Source organism: Pseudobacteroides cellulosolvens ATCC 35603 = DSM 2933 (genome assembly GCF_001262605.1).
Lineage (GTDB): Bacteria > Bacillota > Clostridia > Acetivibrionales > DSM-2933 > Pseudobacteroides > Pseudobacteroides cellulosolvens.
This window is the reverse complement of the sequence record NZ_LGTC01000001.1, coordinates 1,388,253-1,407,500: the sequence shown is the minus strand read 5'-3', so window position 1 is coordinate 1,407,500 and position 19,248 is coordinate 1,388,253. Positions and strand designations below refer to the sequence as shown.

At 36.4% G+C, this 19,248-nt stretch carries 9 protein-coding genes, 1 tRNA gene, 2 rRNA genes and 1 pseudogene (1 of these 13 cut by a window edge); 8 read left to right on the top strand and 5 right to left on the bottom strand.

Annotated features, from left to right (window positions below; genetic code table 11):
• From Bccel_RS05905 to Bccel_RS32505, 4 genes and pseudogenes are all read left to right on the top strand, one after another.
• Window positions 1-1,476, top strand: a 23S ribosomal RNA gene (locus Bccel_RS05905) (it extends 1,573 nt beyond the left edge of the window).
• A 156-nt stretch (window positions 1,477-1,632) separates the two neighbouring features.
• Window positions 1,633-1,749, top strand: a 5S ribosomal RNA gene (gene rrf, locus Bccel_RS05900).
• A 6-nt stretch (window positions 1,750-1,755) separates the two neighbouring features.
• Window positions 1,756-1,828: transfer RNA gene (locus Bccel_RS05895), tRNA-Asn, on the top strand.
• 84 nt (window positions 1,829-1,912) lie between these two features.
• Window positions 1,913-2,017, top strand: a pseudogene (locus tag Bccel_RS32505) (IS982 family transposase); the annotation flags it as partial.
• A 290-nt stretch (window positions 2,018-2,307) separates the two neighbouring features.
• Here Bccel_RS32505 and Bccel_RS05890 read toward each other — a convergent pair.
• Window positions 2,308-5,697 carry a carbohydrate-binding protein gene (locus Bccel_RS05890; RefSeq protein ID WP_036945771.1) on the bottom strand — a complete coding sequence of 1,130 codons (3,390 nt, stop codon included), beginning with the start codon at window positions 5,695-5,697 and terminating at the stop codon, window positions 2,308-2,310.
• 217 nt (window positions 5,698-5,914) lie between these two features.
• Between Bccel_RS05890 and Bccel_RS05885 the strand changes: the two genes are divergently transcribed.
• Window positions 5,915-8,140 carry a dockerin type I domain-containing protein gene (locus Bccel_RS05885; protein ID WP_036945773.1) on the top strand — a complete coding sequence of 742 codons (2,226 nt, stop codon included), beginning with the start codon at window positions 5,915-5,917 and terminating at the stop codon, window positions 8,138-8,140.
• 110 nt (window positions 8,141-8,250) lie between these two features.
• Entirely contained in the window at window positions 8,251-9,873 is a 1,623-nt protein-coding gene (locus Bccel_RS05880; protein ID WP_050753035.1) for an IS1182 family transposase, read from the top strand.
• A gap of 194 nt (window positions 9,874-10,067) precedes the next feature.
• Here Bccel_RS05880 and Bccel_RS05875 read toward each other — a convergent pair whose 3' ends face one another.
• The 3 genes from Bccel_RS05875 to Bccel_RS05865 form a co-directional block, all read right to left on the bottom strand.
• Entirely contained in the window at window positions 10,068-11,561 is a 1,494-nt protein-coding gene (locus tag Bccel_RS05875) for a protein adenylyltransferase SelO (RefSeq protein ID WP_322787008.1), read from the bottom strand.
• A 275-nt stretch (window positions 11,562-11,836) separates the two neighbouring features.
• Entirely contained in the window at window positions 11,837-13,885 is a 2,049-nt protein-coding gene (locus tag Bccel_RS05870; RefSeq protein WP_242853161.1) for a glycosyl hydrolase, read from the bottom strand.
• A 223-nt stretch (window positions 13,886-14,108) separates the two neighbouring features.
• On the bottom strand, window positions 14,109-15,464 hold the full coding sequence (locus Bccel_RS05865) for a glycosyltransferase family 2 protein (protein ID WP_036944244.1): 1,356 nt from the start codon (window positions 15,462-15,464) through the stop codon (window positions 14,109-14,111).
• A gap of 337 nt (window positions 15,465-15,801) precedes the next feature.
• On the opposite strand from Bccel_RS05865, the gene Bccel_RS05860 reads away from it, so the two are divergent.
• Window positions 15,802-16,152 carry a hypothetical protein gene (locus Bccel_RS05860; protein ID WP_152965942.1) on the top strand — a complete coding sequence of 117 codons (351 nt, stop codon included), beginning with the start codon at window positions 15,802-15,804 and terminating at the stop codon, window positions 16,150-16,152.
• 2 nt (window positions 16,153-16,154) lie between these two features.
• Here Bccel_RS05860 and Bccel_RS05855 read toward each other — a convergent pair whose 3' ends face one another.
• Complete coding sequence (locus Bccel_RS05855) at window positions 16,155-16,487, bottom strand: copper amine oxidase N-terminal domain-containing protein (RefSeq protein ID WP_276326160.1); 333 nt, start codon at window positions 16,485-16,487, stop codon at window positions 16,155-16,157.
• Window positions 16,488-16,812: 325 nt separating this feature from the next.
• Between Bccel_RS05855 and Bccel_RS31290 the strand changes: the two genes are divergently transcribed.
• Window positions 16,813-19,203 carry a stalk domain-containing protein gene (locus Bccel_RS31290; RefSeq protein ID WP_242853159.1) on the top strand — a complete coding sequence of 797 codons (2,391 nt, stop codon included), beginning with the start codon at window positions 16,813-16,815 and terminating at the stop codon, window positions 19,201-19,203.
• Window positions 19,204-19,248: the final 45 nt, after the last annotated feature.

The window sequence follows — 19,248 nt, the reverse complement described above, 5'->3', positions numbered from 1 at the left end:
CTGTACTACCGTTAGCCGCTATTAGAGAAGTGGGGACGCAGGAGGATAAGTCAAGCGAGTGACTGGAAGAGCTCGTTCAAAGAAGGTAGACAGTTTGGTAGGCAAATCCGCCAGACGGTTCGAATATCTTATGAGGAGGGAAATTAGAGTACCGAAGTGACAGATTCCACGCTGACGAGAAAAGCCACTATCGAGGATGATGGTACCCGTACCGCAAACCGACACAGGTAGGTGAGGAGAGAATCCTAAGACGATCGGGAGAAGCGTTGTTAAGGAACTCGGCAAATTGACCCCGTAAGTTCGCAATAAGGGGTGCCTCAGCAATGAGGTCGCAGAGAATAGGCCCAAGCAACTGTTTATCAAAAACACAGGTCTCTGCTAAATCGAAAGATGAAGTATAGGGGCTGACGCCTGCCCGGTGCTGGAAGGTTACGGGAATCTGTAAGTCGCAAGGCGAAGCAGTGAACTTAAGCCCCAGTAAACGGCGGCCGTAACTATAACGGTCCTAAGGTAGCGAAATTCCTTGTCAGGTAAGTTCTGACCCGCACGAATGGCGTAATGACTTGGGCACTGTCTCAACAACGTACCCGGCGAAATTGTAGTACTTGTGAAGATGCAAGTTACCCGCGACTAGACGGAAAGACCCCATGGAGCTTTACTGTAGCCTGATACTGGGTTTCGGTATTCTTTGTACAGGATAGGTGGGAGGCTTGGAAGTAGTGGCGCTAGCCATTATGGAGCCAATGTTGGGATACCACTCTAAGAGTACTGGAACTCTAACCAGAGTCCGTAATCCGGACTTGGGACAATGTCAGGTGGGCAGTTTGACTGGGCGGTCGCCTCCCAAAAGGTAACGGAGGCGTCCAAAGGTTACCTCAGCACGGTTGGAAATCGTGCATCGAGTGCAAAGGCATAAGGTAGCCTGACTGCGAGACAAACAAGTCGAGCAGGTACGAAAGTAGGGCTTAGTGATCCGGTGGTATGAAAGTGGAATTGCCATCGCTCAACGGATAAAAGCTACCCTGGGGATAACAGGCTTATCTCCCCCAAGAGTCCACATCGACGGGGAGGTTTGGCACCTCGATGTCGGCTCATCGCATCCTGGAGCTGTAGTAGGTTCCAAGGGTTTGGCTGTTCGCCAATTAAAGCGGTACGCGAGCTGGGTTCAGAACGTCGTGAGACAGTTCGGTCCCTATCTGTCGCGGGCGCAGGATATTTGAAGGGATCTGTCCTTAGTACGAGAGGACCGGGATGGACGAACCTCTAGTGCACCAGTTGTCACACCAGTGGCACAGCTGGGTAGCCAAGTTCGGCAGGGATAAACGCTGAAGGCATCTAAGCGTGAAACCCACCCTAAGATGAGATATCCCACCGTAAGGGTAAGACCCCATGTAGACTACATGGTTGATAGGTCAGGAGTGTAAGTGCAGTAATGCATTAAGCTGACTGATACTAATAGGTCGAGGGCTTGACCAATTAAAACAGGTATTTATATAAAGTAGGTCTTTTAAAGTAGTTATGATCAATTTCTTGTCAATATTACTTCATTATATAGTTTTGAGGGTACATTAGAAATCATCCTTGATAATTAAATAGTCAAAAATTGATAGGCTAGCCTTATCAATTAAATTTTCTGGTGATGATTACGAGAAGGTCACACCCGTTCCCATCCCGAACACGGCAGTTAAGCTTCTTAGTGCCGACGATACTTAGACGGTTGCGTCTTGGTAAAATAGGTAGTCGCCAGATTTATATTCCTCAATAGCTCAGTTGGTAGAGCATGCGGCTGTTAACCGCAGGGTCGTAGGTTCGAGTCCTACTTGAGGAGCTAACAAAAAAGAACCTTTTAGGTTCTTTTTTGTTATTATTTAAAATTTTTAGTCTTTTTGTCAGGTATTATAAGGTTATATAAATTCTATCATTCTTTTTAACTACTGGTGATGTAGATGATAGAGAGGAAAAAGTAATAGATATTCTTACAAAAGACTTATTTGGGAAATTGTTTGGTGATAAGGGTAGCTTATAGCTTTTTGCCTAAAAAGCCAAGTTTAAATATTAGTAGAAAAGGCTTAATTGCTACACTTTAAGTCTGTTTATAGCATAAGATAAGCTCTAGGTTATTTTACCTAAAGCTTTATGATATTTTATACGATATCGACTTGGATAATTATGGTGCATGTTTTTTCGAACTCACGTTATCTTATATTCTTTTTGTTTAACTAATAGTTTCCTGTACGATTTCAAGAGGTATTAAATAAGTTAAAAAAAAGAGGCTACTCAACTGATGAGTAACCCCTTGAAATATTGTTACTTTGTTATTTCCATCCAGTTAAAGTTCCAATCATGTCCGGTGCTGAGAACTCTTAATGTCTGAAAGCCAGCTTTTAGGTATACATTAGCATAAACCGTTGTGAATATCTCATCTCCACCTGTAGAAGGAATATCAAGAGAGCATAATACTGCACCATCCCTCTGCAACTGCAGACCGCCTGCAGAACTATAAGCTCTTGCCACCCTAAATGCTACAGTATGTATTCCTGATTCCTGAACATAAACGTTATAATCCATCCAATCTCCAGACAAAATCCAGGATAATTTTTGACCGCCTTCGCTGCAGTTTTCGGGATAATATTGATTTGCACTGGATAGTGCCTCTGCTTCAATCTTTCCGGGGACTGTAATAACCTTTGATGACAATTGGAAACTCATCCAATTGAAGCATGCTCCATTACCTGAATTTAATACTCTTAAAACCTGAGGACCTTTGCCTAAAGTTATATTTGTACTGACAGTAGTCCAATTTTGACGGCCGCCTGTATTAGGCACGTTGACTGTACACAGAGTGTTGGCTCCATCCATTATACTCAGCTTATTTCCTGTGAATGAGGATGACACCCTGAAGCTTACCGAGTAAACGCCTGATTCTTTTACATCAAAATAATAATCCATACTGTCACCGTCAAGCATTGAATCCAAATACTTACCGCCTTCATTACAGTTTTCAATAATACAAACATCACTTGCTGAATCAAATGATTCAGCTTCAGCTAAGCCTGGTACTTCATTTACGATTGGTGCAGGATTATAAGATGCAAAGACATTTAAGTCTGTAAGACTACCCGGTTCTTCCCCTCCTGCAAAATATATCCTATCATTATGTGTTCCGAGACTGTAGTTCTGGAGTCTGTAAAACATATTGCCTTTTGTAACCCAGCTGTTAGAAACAGGATCAAATTCCTCAATTGTATCTGGATAGCCATTATCACTCAAGTTTGTACTTGAATAGGCTGAGTCGCTTGAAAAGGTATAAATCTTATTGTTTAAAGTTGCAGCTTTAAAAAGGTTTTTACCTTTCGGCATGTTGGCTTTCTGATTCCATACGTTTGCTACAGGATTAAACTCCTGTACATTTTGAATGCGTTTCTGTGTGCCGTCAGCAGTATCCCCACCCAATATGTATATTTTACCATTTGCTGCAATTGCCGCAAAATCCTTAACAGGTACTGGGATATTTGCTTTAGAGTTTATTTGCTTTGTAACAGGATCATATTCAATCATATCACTATACTGGTTGTAACCACCTATAAAGTAGATTTTATTATTCAAAGAAACCATAAAGGACTTTTTCTTTACAGGAAGATTTTCATAATTCTGAGTCCATAACCTTGTACCTGGATTGTATTCATATAATGTATTAGGTGCAGACCAGCCGCTGGTCAAATCTATAGCATATATTTTACCATTTAATGTAACAACTTGAGCTTCAGCTAAAGGTACAGGAAGTTTTGTTCTGTTATACCAGGTATTACTTAATGTATCATAGACAAGTACTTCATCTGAGTAAACCTTAGATGTAGTATATCCGTTACTAACATATGAAGTTCCTCCAATAACATAAACCAATTCATTTAAACCTATTACTCCCGCACCGAATCTTTTAGCAGGCAGATTTTTTAGAATATTCCATCCACTCATTCTAAATATGTCTTTTGAATGACTAATTCCAACCTCAACAGAACTTCTATCAAATGGAGGAGGATATTGCCCTGTAAAAGAAATAACCTGATCTTTCTGTTTATCTATAAGTTTAAAATCCTTTAATACACCACTGAACCCGTTTGCTGATGCAGATGTATCTGACAATTTAAGATACCATTTACCGTTTTTATTATCAGTTCCCGTGTATAAGTCTGTAAAGTCTAAAGCAAAAGAGGCATCGCAAGCAGTTTCTGTACCATCAAAAGCATATGGTCCAGCTTTAAAAAAGCTATATGGACTCCATTTTATTGGGGAACTTGAGTCACTTTCAGAAGAATATCCGAGAGTTACTGCCAATTCATTCCTATGTGGGTGATTGGCTGTAAACTCAGCAACTAGCTTAGGTGTATAATTCTTTCTAACTGTAAACCAAACAAGCCTGTCTTTAAATATGCCGCCTCTTTTAGCAGGATTTATTGCAGTATTAGTCCCTGTTGGATCTAAGGAGGATATTTTGTTTAAAGCATCATATGCAACCCAGCAATAGCCGTTGTTAGCATAAGAAGTACCATGTGAGTTAGCTATTTTAAATGCCCCTATTTCTTGAGGGATATCACGTTCTCCGTCATTATCAACATCAATCCAAATATCATCATTATAGCCTACAAGGGTCATAGCATGTCCGCCTTCATATCCATCCATTAAATAAGCTGCTCTTTCACCATTAAAAGGTCCGTCCTTTATTGTTGTATATTTCCAAGAGTTAAAAAGGGTTGAGTAATTTAACACATAACCGTTATTAAGTAACTCCTTGACTGGCTTAAGTATTGCTGAGTCTGGGCTTGTAATAGGAGTGTTGGTACCATCTAGCAGAGAAATATACCCCATTTTATCAAGCCTGTAATTTATAGCTTTTTCCCATGTAGAAGCATCTGTAGGCCATGCACGGTAATTTAACGGATTGCTTTTGCTAGGTATGTATGGGAAATCGCTCCAGAATGCTGCACCATGTCTTTGAAGCAATTTGCATATATCCACAATTTCTGATCCGCCATCTGTTGAACCGTTAACCAAATTGAATGACCACTTTGGGGAAAACTTGTTGGAATTATCATTGTTGTCTTTTACATTCCAACCCATTTCAAGTGCTGCCATATGTGTCATTTGATAATATGTAGATGAAAATGCTGTACAAGAACCTATATCTCCTTGTGTTCTTATTGGAGGAAAATATTGTAGCTCACTATTGTCAACGCTGTTTGGCAATGTTATCTCATTTGCTTCCTGATCAACTGTTATATTATTTGAGCGGAGAGATGTGGGGATGGAGGTGCTTTCAGAGTCAGGCATTTCCGCAGCAACTTCATCTCCTATTTGTTTTATTACTTTTCTGTCGAGCTGTTTTTGCTTCTTTGATTTTCTATGCTCATTTACACGTTTAAGCCCTAATTCATTCAGCCGGATGGATTTGCCGTTAGTTTTGATCATATTTTCTTCCATCCATTTCTTACTTTCAGGCGTTAACTCCTTGTCACCAGTGGCACATACTAAATTTTCTTCGCCAGTAGTGTGTTTTTTTACACCATCCTCTGCAAAGGTAAGGAGCCCCTGCGAAAGAACAATTGAAGCAGATAATGCCAGTGATACTACTTTTAGTCCCATCTTTTTAAAACTTCTGTGTTTTTTACTTGTTACATTGTACTTTTCACAATTAAACATGTGATTCCTCCTTAAAAGTAGAATTAAAAGCGATAATTTTTGCTTTCCACTAAATATTATAAATCATCATTACCAATAATTGAATAAATATTTATAAAGTGACATATATGGATATATACTGAGTGTTTTCGAGATGTATTATAATGATTGTAAATTATCATTTACAATTAGATAAAATAATGTATAATAAGGATAAAAATAATTTTGGGAGTCTGAGATGAAAAACAAAATTTTATTTATTATCTTAATTATATCGATGGCTGTTCAAATTCCTTTTAAAAGTTTTTCTCAACATATGGACGGACAGGATACTGACCAAATCAAGTTTAAGGCTATTGCTGCCGGTTGTGGTTATACATTAGCATTAAAAGAAAATGGGACTGTTATTGCTTGGGGGAATAATGAATACGGACAGTGCAATGTTCAGGAGGGGCTTAAGAATGTAAAGGCTATTGCTGCTGATTCACAACATGCTGTTGCATTAAAAGAGGATGGGACTGTTATTGCTTGGGGACGAAATGATTATGGACAATGCAACATACCTGAAGGTTTAACTAATGTAAAGCTGATTGCTGCCGGTGCCGGGCAAACAATAGTTGTAAAGGAAGATGGAACTGTTGCTACCTGGGGATGGCATCTTAATGATGATTGGAGTATTCCATCAGGATTAAACAATGTTAAAGCCATCTCGGCTGGATATAATCATATTTTAGCACTTAAAGAAGATGGTACTGTTGTCGCATGGGGGAATAACAGCTTTGGACAGCTTAATATCCCCGAAGGGCTTACAAACGTGAAGGCTATTGCTGCTGGATTCTCTCATTCCCTAGCTATAAAAGAAGACGATACTGTTGTTGCTTGGGGAGATAATACTTACGAACAGTGTGATATCCCTAAAAGCTTGGCAAATGTAAAAGCTGTTGCTGTGGGATATATGCATTCAGTGGCACTTAAAGAAGATGGTACTGTTGCTGCTTGGGGAGGAAATAATGAAGGAGAATGTAATGTTCCAAAGGGATTATCAGATATTATAAGTATAAGTTCATTGTCATGTCATAATGTTGCATTAAAAGAAGATGGTAGTATTATTGTCTGGGGATCTAGTAATTTTGGAGAATCAATCATCCCAACAGATTTAAGTTTTAAATCTATAGTTGCTGGGGGCAACTTTAATGATAATAAGAAGCTCATATTGGCATTAAAAGAAGATGGTACTGTTATTGCATGGGGCAATAATTATTATGGACAGTGTAATGTTCCGGAAAAATTAAAAGATGTTAAAGCCGTTGCTGTCGGTGCAAATCATTCAGTAGCACTAAAGGAAGATGGCACTGTTGTAGCTTGGGGTGCAAATGATGAAGGACAGTGTGATGTTCCCAAGGGGTTAACTAAAGTTATATGGATTTCAGCTGATATGAATCATAACCTTGCATTAAAAGAAGATGGCACTGTTGTAGCATGGGGAAGTAATTCGAATGGTCAGTGTGATATTCCAAAAGGATTGACAAAGGTCAAAGCAGTTGCTGCTGGAGCCTACCATGTAGTAGCACTTAAAGAGGATGGAACCGTCATTACTTGGGGAGATAATAATTTTGGACAGTGCGATGTTCCAAGTGGTCTAAAAAATGTTAAAGCTGTTGGTGCAGGGGTAAATCATTCTGTGGCCCTAAAGGAAGATGGCACCGTTGTAGTTTGGGGGTTCAATTTCTATGGTCAATGTAATGTTCCAAGTGGATTAACAAATGTAAAAGCTATTGATGCAGGGAACAGACAAACCATAGCATTAAAAGAAGACGGAACCCTTGTTGTATGGGGGTATCCCAGTGATCTTGATAAAAATCTATCTTGTGATGTAAAATGTATTTCTTATGGTACAAACCGTATTGTCGCAGTAAAAAATGACGGTACAATATTATGCTTCTTTGGAGCTACAAATGAATATATTATACCAAGTATTAAACCTACATATGATATAAAAGGTTATGTTTCTCCTGATTTTAATAATGAGTCACAAAATTCCCAATTAAAAGAGGGATTCAAGGTTGAAGTTGTTGGGTCAAAAATAAATACCATTACCGATACTAACGGTTTATTTGAAGTTGTAAATATTCCTGAAAGCATAAAGAATGCTACCTTAAGAATCAGTAAGGCTGGATATTTACACAGGGATATAAAAATAGATGGATTAGAAGATGTGTCCATTGGAAAATTAGATTTACCAATTACCTTATGGGGTGGTGACGTTAATCAAGATGATATGATTAACATGTTGGATATTGTTGAACTTGCTAAAGTATTTAATACAGCAGCTACTGATGAAAATTTTAAATATAATTGTGACATAAATGGAGATAATATAACAAATATGCTTGATATTACTATTATGGCAAAACATTTTAACCAGAATAGTAATGATTATTTACCATATACCATAATTTCCTAGAAAATTAAAAAGGGGCTGTTGCACTAAGAAATTAGTGTAGGAGCCCTTTTTACTTGCAAAAAACAATTGCCAGACTATTCAAAGTCCGGCAAAAGGTGTAAAATATTTTTATGCTAGTAAAAAATTTAACACATAAAGATTATACTACGCACGGTGGTTTCTATCAATTAAAATTGCCGTTAAATGTTGAATGTATGATTCCGAATGATGATTCTGTAAGGTTGCTGGGTCAAATTGTAGAGGAGATGAATTTATCAGAATTATATAAGACTTATTCCCGTTTAAGGAAAAAACAAGCAACCCCAACACAGATGCTGAAGATCATGCTATATGCTTATATGAATAGTAATTATTCTACAAGGAAAATCGAAAGAGCCTGCAAGCGGGACATTAATTATATGTACCTTCTTGAAGGCTCGCCTGCTCCGGATTATACAACAATTGCAAGATTCAGAAGTATTCATTTTGCACCTGTTTCAGAAAATCTTTTGGCACAGTTTACGCAGATGCTTGCTGAAAACAAAGAAATTTCAATGAAAAATCTATTTATTGATGGGACAAAGCTTGAAGCTGCATCAAATAAATATACTTTTGTCTGGAAAGGTTCTGTCACTAAGAATCAGAAAAAACTGATGGATAAGCTCCCAACTTTTTTAAAACAAACAGAAGAGAATTTTGGATTTAAGATTTTATATGGTGAAGAAATCAAGATGCACCATTTGAAAAAGCTCAGACGTAAACTTTGCAAAATAAAAAACGATGAAGATATTCAATTTGTCTCTGGTATAGGAAAAAGAAAATCTCCTCTCCAAAAAATATTTGAACAGCTGGATGAATACATATCAAGGCTCAAGAAATATAATAAGCATCTGCATCTTATGGGGGATAGAAATAGCTATTCAAAGACAGACCCTGATGCAACCTTCATGAGGATGAAAGAAGATGCTATGAAGAATGGGCAACTAAAACCCGGCTACAACATTCAGTTTGGGGTAGATGCTGAATATATAGTATGGATTAGTGCTGGACCACAGCCTACAGATACAACCACGCTAATACCATTTTTAGACAGCATAAAGAGTCGTTTGAAGTATACTTACAGAAATATAGTTGCAGACTCAGGCTATGAAAGTGAGGAAAACTACGTCTATCTCGATGAGAACGGTCAGCTTGCTTTTATCAAACCTTCCAATTATGAAATTAGTAAGACACGGAAATATAAAACTGATATCAGTAGGAAGGAAAATATGAGCTATGACAAAGAAAACGACTTTTATATATGTAGCAGCGGTAAAAAGCTTGTAGCCACAGGGATTAAATTCAGCAAAAGCAAGACTGGCTATAGAAGTGAGAAAACCTGTTATACATGTGAAGATTGCACTCAATGCCCTATTAAATCAAAATGCATTAAGGGAAACAGCAAAAAGCCATTGGAAGAACGAACCAAGCATCTTGAAGTTTCAAAACTATTTCAGCAAAAACGTGAGGCAGCGATAACCAGAATCCTTAGTGATGAGGGAAAAGAGCTCAGAATGAACCGAAGTATTCAGTCTGAAGGTGCTTTTGGAGAAATAAAACAAGATATGGGATTCAGACGTTTTTTGTGTAAAGGGAAAAAGAATATCTTGGCAGAATGTATTCTTCTTGGCTTAGCTCATAATGTAAACAAACTGCACAACAAAATTCAGTCAGAACGATGTTCTACTTATTTACATCCATTAAAAACAGCTTAGATAAAAATGTTTATAATAAAGAGCATAAATCAGTAAGCTTTATTTGCTATACTCTTTTTTCAAAAGAAAGAAAAAGAATATAATATTTTGGTTAAAATATTTCACTATCATTATAGAAATGGGGCGTTGTACTACGATTATAAATCGTAATTGCAACAGCCCCTTTTTGTAAAATTTATATCTAATGTTACATATTAAGTACCGCAAAATGTTCGGTAAGGGCAGGTTGACGGTGCAGGAGGATTAGTATAGTGGTCATTTTGCTGGAGAGATTGGGAATATGGTTCCGAAAGGACTTTTAAAAGTCTTTCCATCACACTGTAGTCCTCATGCTCAACAGCGGCTTCAAGTGCTTCCTCAACCCGGTGATTGCGAGGTATCACTGTAGGATTGTTGTTTTTCATAAGCTGCTTTGAATCGTCTTTGGACTCCGGCTGCTTTGTTAGTCGTTCCTGCCACTTTTTGTGCCACTGATTAAATTCCTGGGATTCAAACAAGGCCGTTCCCTTAAGCATATCATAAGTTAATGCAGCGAAAGTATTGGTATAGTCTGCATTGTATTTGTGCATAAGTCCTAGGAGTTCTTCAATAAGGGATTGATCCTGAGGTTCTTCATTAGATATTCCCAGTTTCACTCTCATTCCATTAAGCCAGTTACTGTGATATAGTTCAACAAAGTCTGATATTGCATCCTGAGCCAGTTTTAAAGCTTTATCCTGATTTACGTCCAAAAGCGGCAATAGGGTTTCAGCAAATCGTGCAAGATTCCAGCCACCTATGTCAGGCTGATTACCGTAAGCATAGCGACCATATGTGTCAATGGAACTGAATACAGTTGACGGATCATAATTATCCATAAAGGCACAAGGGCCATAGTCAATAGTCTCCCCACTAATTGTCATGTTATCGGTATTCATCACTCCATGTATAAATCCAACCATCTGCCATTTTGAAATCAAATCAGCCTGTCTCTTGATTACTTCATTAAGCAGTGAAAGATACCGATTCTCACTGTTCTTAATGCCTGAGAAATGGCGGTTTATCGTATAGTCTGCCAAAGTCCGGAGTTCTTCAACAGTACCCCATCTTGAAACATATTGAAAGGTTCCCACACGCAAATGGCTGGAAGCTACGCGAGTTAGAATGGCACCAGGCAAGGCAGTTTCACGGATTACTGTTTCACCTGTTGTGACTACAGCCAGACTGCGGGTAGTAGGAATACCGAGGGCATGCATTGCTTCACTGATGATATATTCACGAAGCATAGGCCCAAGTGCTGCCCTGCCGTCGCCGCCCCTTGAATACGGCGTTCTACCAGAACCCTTAAGCTGGATATCAAATCGTTTACCTGCTGGTGTAATTTGTTCTCCAATCAAATGAGCCCGTCCATCCCCTAGCATTGTGAAATGCCCGAATTGATGCCCTGCATAGGCTTGGGCAAGAGGAAAAGCACCTTCAGAAATCCTGTTGCCGGCAAGCATAGCTACTCCATCTTCACTTTGTAATGACCGGACATTCAACCCAAGGGACTCAGCCAGTGGACCATTAAGAAAAACTAGCTTCGGTGAACGTACAGGGGTGGGGTGGAGGCTGGTAAAAAACAATTCAGGTAAATTGACATAACTGTTGTCAAAGTTCCAGCCTGTTTCTGTTTTTTCCATTTCAATTTTAGTGCTATTTTCTTTCATAGAAACTCCTTTTAATCTAATCATTGTATGATAATTATTTTTCAAAATAAAACACTTGATAAATCCTATGATTGATTAATACCCATTTTATTTAAATATAATCTATATGTTTTATTGTTTACATAAGCTGATTTATTATTACATTTTGTTTCGATTTTGTATCTGAAGAGAGTTATTAAAGATAAACATATTAATTCCAAAATTGGTTGAAAAAAATGCCCACATGTCGGTAAATTAAGACATGTGAGCATTTCTTCAATCATTTAGATAGTATACTATTTTATTTCTGAATAATTTACAGAAGTATAATTAAAGTGTTTTGCAATTATAATTACATCACTCATGTTGATTGAAGAATCCATGTTCAAGTCGCAGCTTGAAACAAATTTGGCATCTTCCTTTACAGCACCAAAAGACTTGGCAAGCTGTACAATATCGGACATGTTTATAACACCGTCTCCAGTTCCATCATTATTTAAGTCTCCAGCCCATAAAGTAAGAGGTGAATCAGCTGAAGAAATTCCTTTGTTATTTGTTACATTAATACTCTTTTCAAGAGTCAAATAACCGGGTTTGCTTATTTTTATTGTATGCTTGATTGATGCTGGAATATCTTGTATTTTAAAATATCCGTCAGCATCGGTTTTGGCTTTAAGTTCTCCTATTTGTACAACAAAATCTGCTTTGATGGAAGATGTGGAAGAGGCATTAAAATCCGTTGAAATATATCCCCATATATCATAATAAGATCCTGTCGGCTTTATTGTCGAAGTAGGAGTTGGCGTTGGTTTAGTAGATGGAGATGAAGTATAGCCTGAAACAGGGTATGTTTTAAGGTTAGGTAGTTCATCCAAGGTTATACAATATTCACTCTTATACATTTCAGCAAGCCACTCAACAGGGTTGTTCTGTTCTCCTGTCAGATGCCATCCGTACCAAGGGCAGAAATAGAGCCAGCCGGCCATTTCATTTTTAAGGTTTTCAACCCTTGGAATTGTATCATTTTCACTCATTGTGACCAACTTGTTTCCGCCTGTAAGCTGTACCAGGTTATAGAAAGTAGAGGATATTGCACTTCCGTTCGGTTTTCCATCCTTGGCGTTGTACTTATCATAACCTACTATATCAACTACATCATCACCTGGATACCATTTTGGAGAAGTGTTGTAAGTATAGGAGGTCCAAACCCAAATAAGGTTATTGATCCCATATTCCTTTGTAAACTTTTCATAAAGAAGTCTGTACAGCTTAACACAGTTTTCAGGTCCTTCGGCACCCCACCAGAACCAAGCACCTTCTGCTTCATGAAGAGGTCTGAAAAGAATTGGAACTCCTGCATCCTGAACCTGTTTTAGCTTTCCAGCCATAAAATCAATATCATTAAGAAGTGCCTTGTTTTCTGCTGTTCCAGCAGTCAAAGCCTTTGATATGCTGAAGGTGGTGCTTTCGGTGTAAAAGCTGTTATCTGCTTTTTTACCGATATTTCCAGGTGAGAACCAATGCCAGCAAACTGTAGGTATGCCGTTCTTATTATTGTACCAGTCAATAACTCGCTCAGCACATAGGTCATCCCAGAGTAAACCGTTTCCTCTGAAATTCATAAAGTCAAAACCTCTAACTGCAGGCATTTTTCCTGTTTTTTCTTTTATGTAAGTGAATTCGGCCTCGGAACCTTCGTAGTTATGAGAACCGCAAAGCTCTTGCTGGCCTGAAAGAATATGCTTTCCGTATGTGTCTACAAGATAGCTCATAAGTGATTTTGCTTCTTTTGTAGCATTGGGATTTACCAATGTTTTGGGAACTTTAAGATTTCTAATATTTTCATCTGCAGGTTTAACTATAAGATAATCAAAATAGGTATATCCCCAGTAGCTTTCGAATTGTATGTTGTTTTTACCTTTATTTAGCTTTACTATACCTGCGGAAATTTCCTTCCAGGTAAGAGTATAGCCAAAGCTTATCTCTCCCTGATTGGAACCGTTTACATTGAGATATTGTACTTTTTTGTTTTTGTCATATGGCTGGGCATAGCGGACAATTAATTCATAAAGCCCTGCTTCACTAATATCAACATCTACAGAAGTGCTTGTACCCTTTTGGCCAATAAAGCTGCAAGATGCACCAGTAAGGTCTATTGCCTGGCCATCGTCTGTTGTTCCCACATAGTCGGTATAAATTTGAGCACCATTATGCGTACCTTTCTCAAATTCATACTTTACTCCTTCAGTTGTTGCAGAAAATGATGCACCAGTAAGTGACGTTATGGGTATCAATGCTGCCAATACCCACACTAAGAAAACCTTTAAGACAGGTTTCTTATTCATGATAACTCCTCCTTTGAAATAATATAATATAATAAAAAATATGGATACAACTTTAAGTATTTGTATATAAATTCTATAAATAATTCTATAATCGATTCTATATAAACAATTTTACTATAATTTTCTTTGCCTTGCAATTGAATTTAAGTTAACGATTAAGGTATTAATAAGCAATTAACTGGTCAAGGGGGCATTTCAAAAAGCTGAAATGCCCCTAGCATGCTTACTTCCATAATCTTTTAAGCTTAAATAACTCCTGGATATATCCCAATACTGAAATTGGAGTCATAATCATCTGATAGCATAGGACAAAAAAAATAAAGCCAGTACGGTTTTTTCGTATCTTTAAATTTAATTTTCCAAAAACATCCCTCTGATGTAGAAATAAAATTGTATAGCTTATTAGTGTCATAGGTAAAACCAACAGGGTCATTGGGCCAACTATCCAAAAGATACCTAAAAACGCAAGGACTAAACCGGGCAACCAAAATAAAGTATAGGCAATATCCATGTAAGGCATAATTAGATTTACACCTGTAAGATACTTGGTATAATTTGATGGCTGATGCCAGGGTTTTATATTATTTAGGGCTTCTATCATACCCCGTGCCCATCTTGAACGCTGTCTTGAGAGGGATTTTAATGTAGTAGGTACATCTGTAAATGCTACAGCAAGCGGCTCAAAATATGTTTTCCAGCCGTTTTTTAAAAAATTCCATGTTAAAACTATATCTTCACCTATTGCATCAGGCCATCCGCCAACTTTTTTAACAGCATCAGTCTTGTAAGCACTATAAGCTCCCTGAACCACTAAAGTTCCCTGGTAGAGCCCTTGCAGCCTCTTTATGGATGCAATGCCCAAAAAATAATCCCATTCCTGTATTCTTGTTAAAAAATTATGTCTACTGTTGCGAACAAGGACTGAGCCGGCAACTGCGCATACCTCAAGGGGACTGCTCTCAATCCTTGAAATCAAGTGCCTCACAGCAGATTTGTGTAATAACGTATCTGCATCAACTGTAATTATTAAGTCGGTAGTTACATTGTAAAGCCCAGTATTTAGAGCATTAAATTTTCCAGGTGAGGCCTCTTCTATTACTTTTAAATCCAAGTTTAATTTTTCTCCCGCTTTTGCTGCATTAATAGAAGTATTGTCGCTAGAAGCATTATCAATAATTACAACTTTAATTTTTCCTGTATAGTCTTGATTGGAAATATATCTTAATGTTTCCTCAATTCTTGTTTCCTCATTTCTTGCAGCAATAAGAATAGTAACATCCTTATTGGGGGTATCATCCTTTAACTTTGGCTGTTTGTCCAATAACAGGCTTAAAACTAAAAATGAATTTATATATCCAGGTATAAGTGCAATTCCTCCCACTATTGCTATTGAAACCGGCATAGAAACTAATTTAGATAAGTCCGATATCCAATCATTAGAAACAATAATGGAAATTACTAGCCAAATAATTGAAAATAAATGGCTTAAGTAAAATTTAGTTATAACGGGAATATAGAATTTTCTTTTAAATAGAGAACCTAATTTGTAATTTTTTACATAATCTAATTTCATACTCATAATCTCACTCACTTTAAATAAGAAATGCTAAACACTTGTTAGTTTACATAATACAGTGTTTACATAAAGAAATAAACAGGATTAGAGCATGTATATTATGGAATAGCGGATAAAAAAGTAGCACATCAAATACTGCAAATTGACATATATTATACAAAATGTTACGATTACCATAAAAGTAAATGTGTGGGGAACTGGGTGCTATTTATGAAAATTTGTATAAAAAAATATTTATACTTGATTTTTGCTTGTACATTTTTTTTTCTCATTCTGTAGTTGTGGAAAAGAAAAAACATTGGGCAAAAGCACAAACAATTTTATTCAACAATCTAGCAGTGTGAACAAAAGTAAAAATACTCCAGTAGTTGTGGAAGAAGGAGTTAATATTCACATAAAGAATTCTAAAGGAGAAATCCATATTAAAGATAGCAAATTAGCTGAGGAACTTATTCAAATAGTAGAGAATTCCCCGAAAGTAATTAAAACAGGTACAAGCTGTCCATTTGGAAATAAAGTTACAATTTACAAAAATCAAGTTATACAAAAAGAATTTATTATCGCAGAGGATGGATGCAATACAATACAAAGAACTGATGGAACTATAATTGAAATTGAAAAAACTTTATATAAAAAAATTGAAAGTGCTCTTAATAATTTGAATAACTCATTAAATAGAATTAACCGTTAACACTAATTTGTATTAATCTCTACAGTATTTGTATCACCTGACCATTTCACCTTAAAACCGAATGATTCACTGACAAACCTTAATGGAATATACATGCGGTTGTTTATTATAATAGGAGATGCATAAAGGGTTTTTTCTTTGTTATTAACTAAAGCTATTTTAGAATCAGCTTTTAGAACCAATTTATTGCGTCCTTTTACATCTGAAACAGTTTTTTTCTTATCATCCCATTTTACTACTATCCCGCATGCTTCAAATATGCTTCTTAAAGGAATCATGGTTCTATTGTTCAGAATTTTTGGAGAAATGTCTAATTTTTGTGGTTTTCCATTTATTGTTACCTTGATAATGCTATTGGGAGCTTACTAAATAACCCTGATTGCTTCAATATTACATTTCAGCATTTTGTATCTTTCTTTAAGTAGGGCAACTTTTGTGGTATGGTCTTTTGCAAAAAAGAATACTAAAAATATATTTTCAAAATTCATATAAAAGTATTATTTATTGCAAATAAAATTGGTATAATTGAACTGAAAGCAATCCGTCAGGAAGGCTTTACATAATGGAATAGTTTATATAAAAGAACGTAGTCTAATATATTTATATCTTTGATATAAATTATTTTTTTATAGTTTGAAAACATTATATTTGAGGTGTTCTATGAATAAAAAATTGATTGTTGTTTCATTATTTATATGTATAATTTTTACCCTATTTAATTCGAATAGCATATATGCAGGCCAGAAAACAAATTTTATAAAAAATCCATATGTCGGCCATAATATCATTACAGGAATAGCCTATAACGAAAATGTTAGCGTTATAGTAGAATCAAACGGATGTATTAGGTTATCATATGACAATATTAACTGGACTATCCAAAACTCAGGTACAAAAAACCAACTTAATTGTATATCGTGGGGTAATAATCAGTTTATCGCAGTAGGTATTAAGGGAACTATCCTAAGATCAAAAGATGGTATTGTATGGGAAAATGTACATACCAACTTTACAGAAAATCTTAATAAAGTTATCTGGAATGGCACAATGTTTTTTATAGTAGGGGATAATGGGACAATTCTGGAATCCAAGGATGCTGATATATGGCAAAAAGTAAGCAGTGGTACCAATGCAAATTTAAATGGTATTGCTTGGAACGGTAAAACACTTATTGTCACAGGAAATAAAACAAATAATTCAGGGCTTAAATCTAATGAAAAAGATTCTATATTCTCTATATCCTTAAGTGCAACAAACGGCTTTATATTATCATCCCCTGATGGGAAATCGTGGGTTAAAAGTGAAATGAAAGACATGAGGTTGAACGGTATTTTTTGGGATGGAGATTCATTTTTGCTCCCTTGTGCTCATTTTACCGATACAGAGATTCATAGAATTTATCCAAACGGAGAATCTTATGTTGAAGAAATAGCAAAACGTCCTCATGGATTAATAATGAAATCAATTGACGGAGTTAACTGGGTAAAATCCAGTATAAAAGACAGTATAGGCTTTGGAATTTTTTCAATATTGAAAAATGATAAAAAATATATAGGAATCACCTTGTCTGATGTTGTTGAATCAGATGATGGAATCACTTGGTATGTAAAGGAATATTATGGTGAGGTTCTTACTCCTCTTTATGACCATGGACCAGATAGAACCTACTTTGATATAATAAAAATCAAAGACAAAATTGCAATTGTTGGCACTAATGGGTCAATTACAACTATGACAAATGAAGGTCAAAAGGATATTGTATTTTTAGAAGCACCAGGGGACTTTACACCAATTACTGATTTGATATGGGATGGAAAGAAATTTCTCGGATTTGTAAAAGGCTATAAAGATGGACTATTTGCCGAATCTTATGATGGTATAAACTGGACATTTAAACCTGCTGACTGTATCGGTCCAAGGGTAAAATTCGGTTCCAGCTATACGCCATCAATAAACAGCATAGCCTATAACGGTAAAAAGTATATTGCAGTTGGAAGTGAATTTTTTATTACTGAGTCAGAAGACGGCGAAAACTGGAATGAAGTTGATGAAGTGGAGGATCTAAAAATAAGTTTTAATAAAGTAGCATGGATTGGAGACCGTTTTTTGGCTATTGCACATAAATATGAAAGTCTCGAGAACATCTTGGGTGTTGTGTATACATCGTATGATGGAAAAGAGTGGGATAAAGTTCTTGAAAGCAATGACGTATTGTGTAGTGTTGCTTACGATGGGAACCATACCGTTGCAATCGGAGGTAAGTCTGTTATTTTAACATCAAATGACTGCATAAATTGGAACAAAAAATATATTGAAATGGATAATCAATTCATTTCACAAATCTTGTACTGTAATAACTTTATAGCATTTGTACCTGAAAAGCCTTATATTTTAACTTCCCTGGATGGGATATCATGGAATAAACAAACGCTCAATAATGAAATAATACACCCAGTTACAATATGGAACGGTAGTCAATTTATTTCTCTATCTTATGAGGATGGCCACAGTTATCATTGTTCTCTCTCAAAGTCAAATGATGGTATAAAATGGGATAAACCTGAAGAAATAGATAAAAATTTTACTGCATATGCTTTAGCATATGATGGGAATCAATACGTCGCTATTGGTACCCAAATAGTTGAAGGTGAGTTTTATACTTGTGTTTCAAATCTCAATTCAAGTCCAACTGAATGTGTAAACAGGCAAATAAAGCTATTAATAAACGGTAGGGAAATCAAAACAGATATATATCCAGTAATTGAGAAAGATAGGGTTTTGGTTCCGTTAAGGGCAATTTTTGAAGGGCTTGGAGCAAATGTTTTATGGAATGGAAATACAAGAACTGTTACTGGAATCCTTGGTGATACAAAAGTAGAGCTAAAGGTTGACAGTTTGGATGCTTTTGTAAATTTAAACCATAAAGTTTTGGAAGTTCCTGCGAAAGTCATAAACGGGAGAACTCTTGTTCCTGTCAGGTTTATTTCAGAAAGCTTGGGTGCAAGTGTTGAATGGGACAATAATAATTATATCGTAAAAGTTAATAAATAAATAATATTCACTTCGTTTAGTCATAATCTATACTAATACCCAATG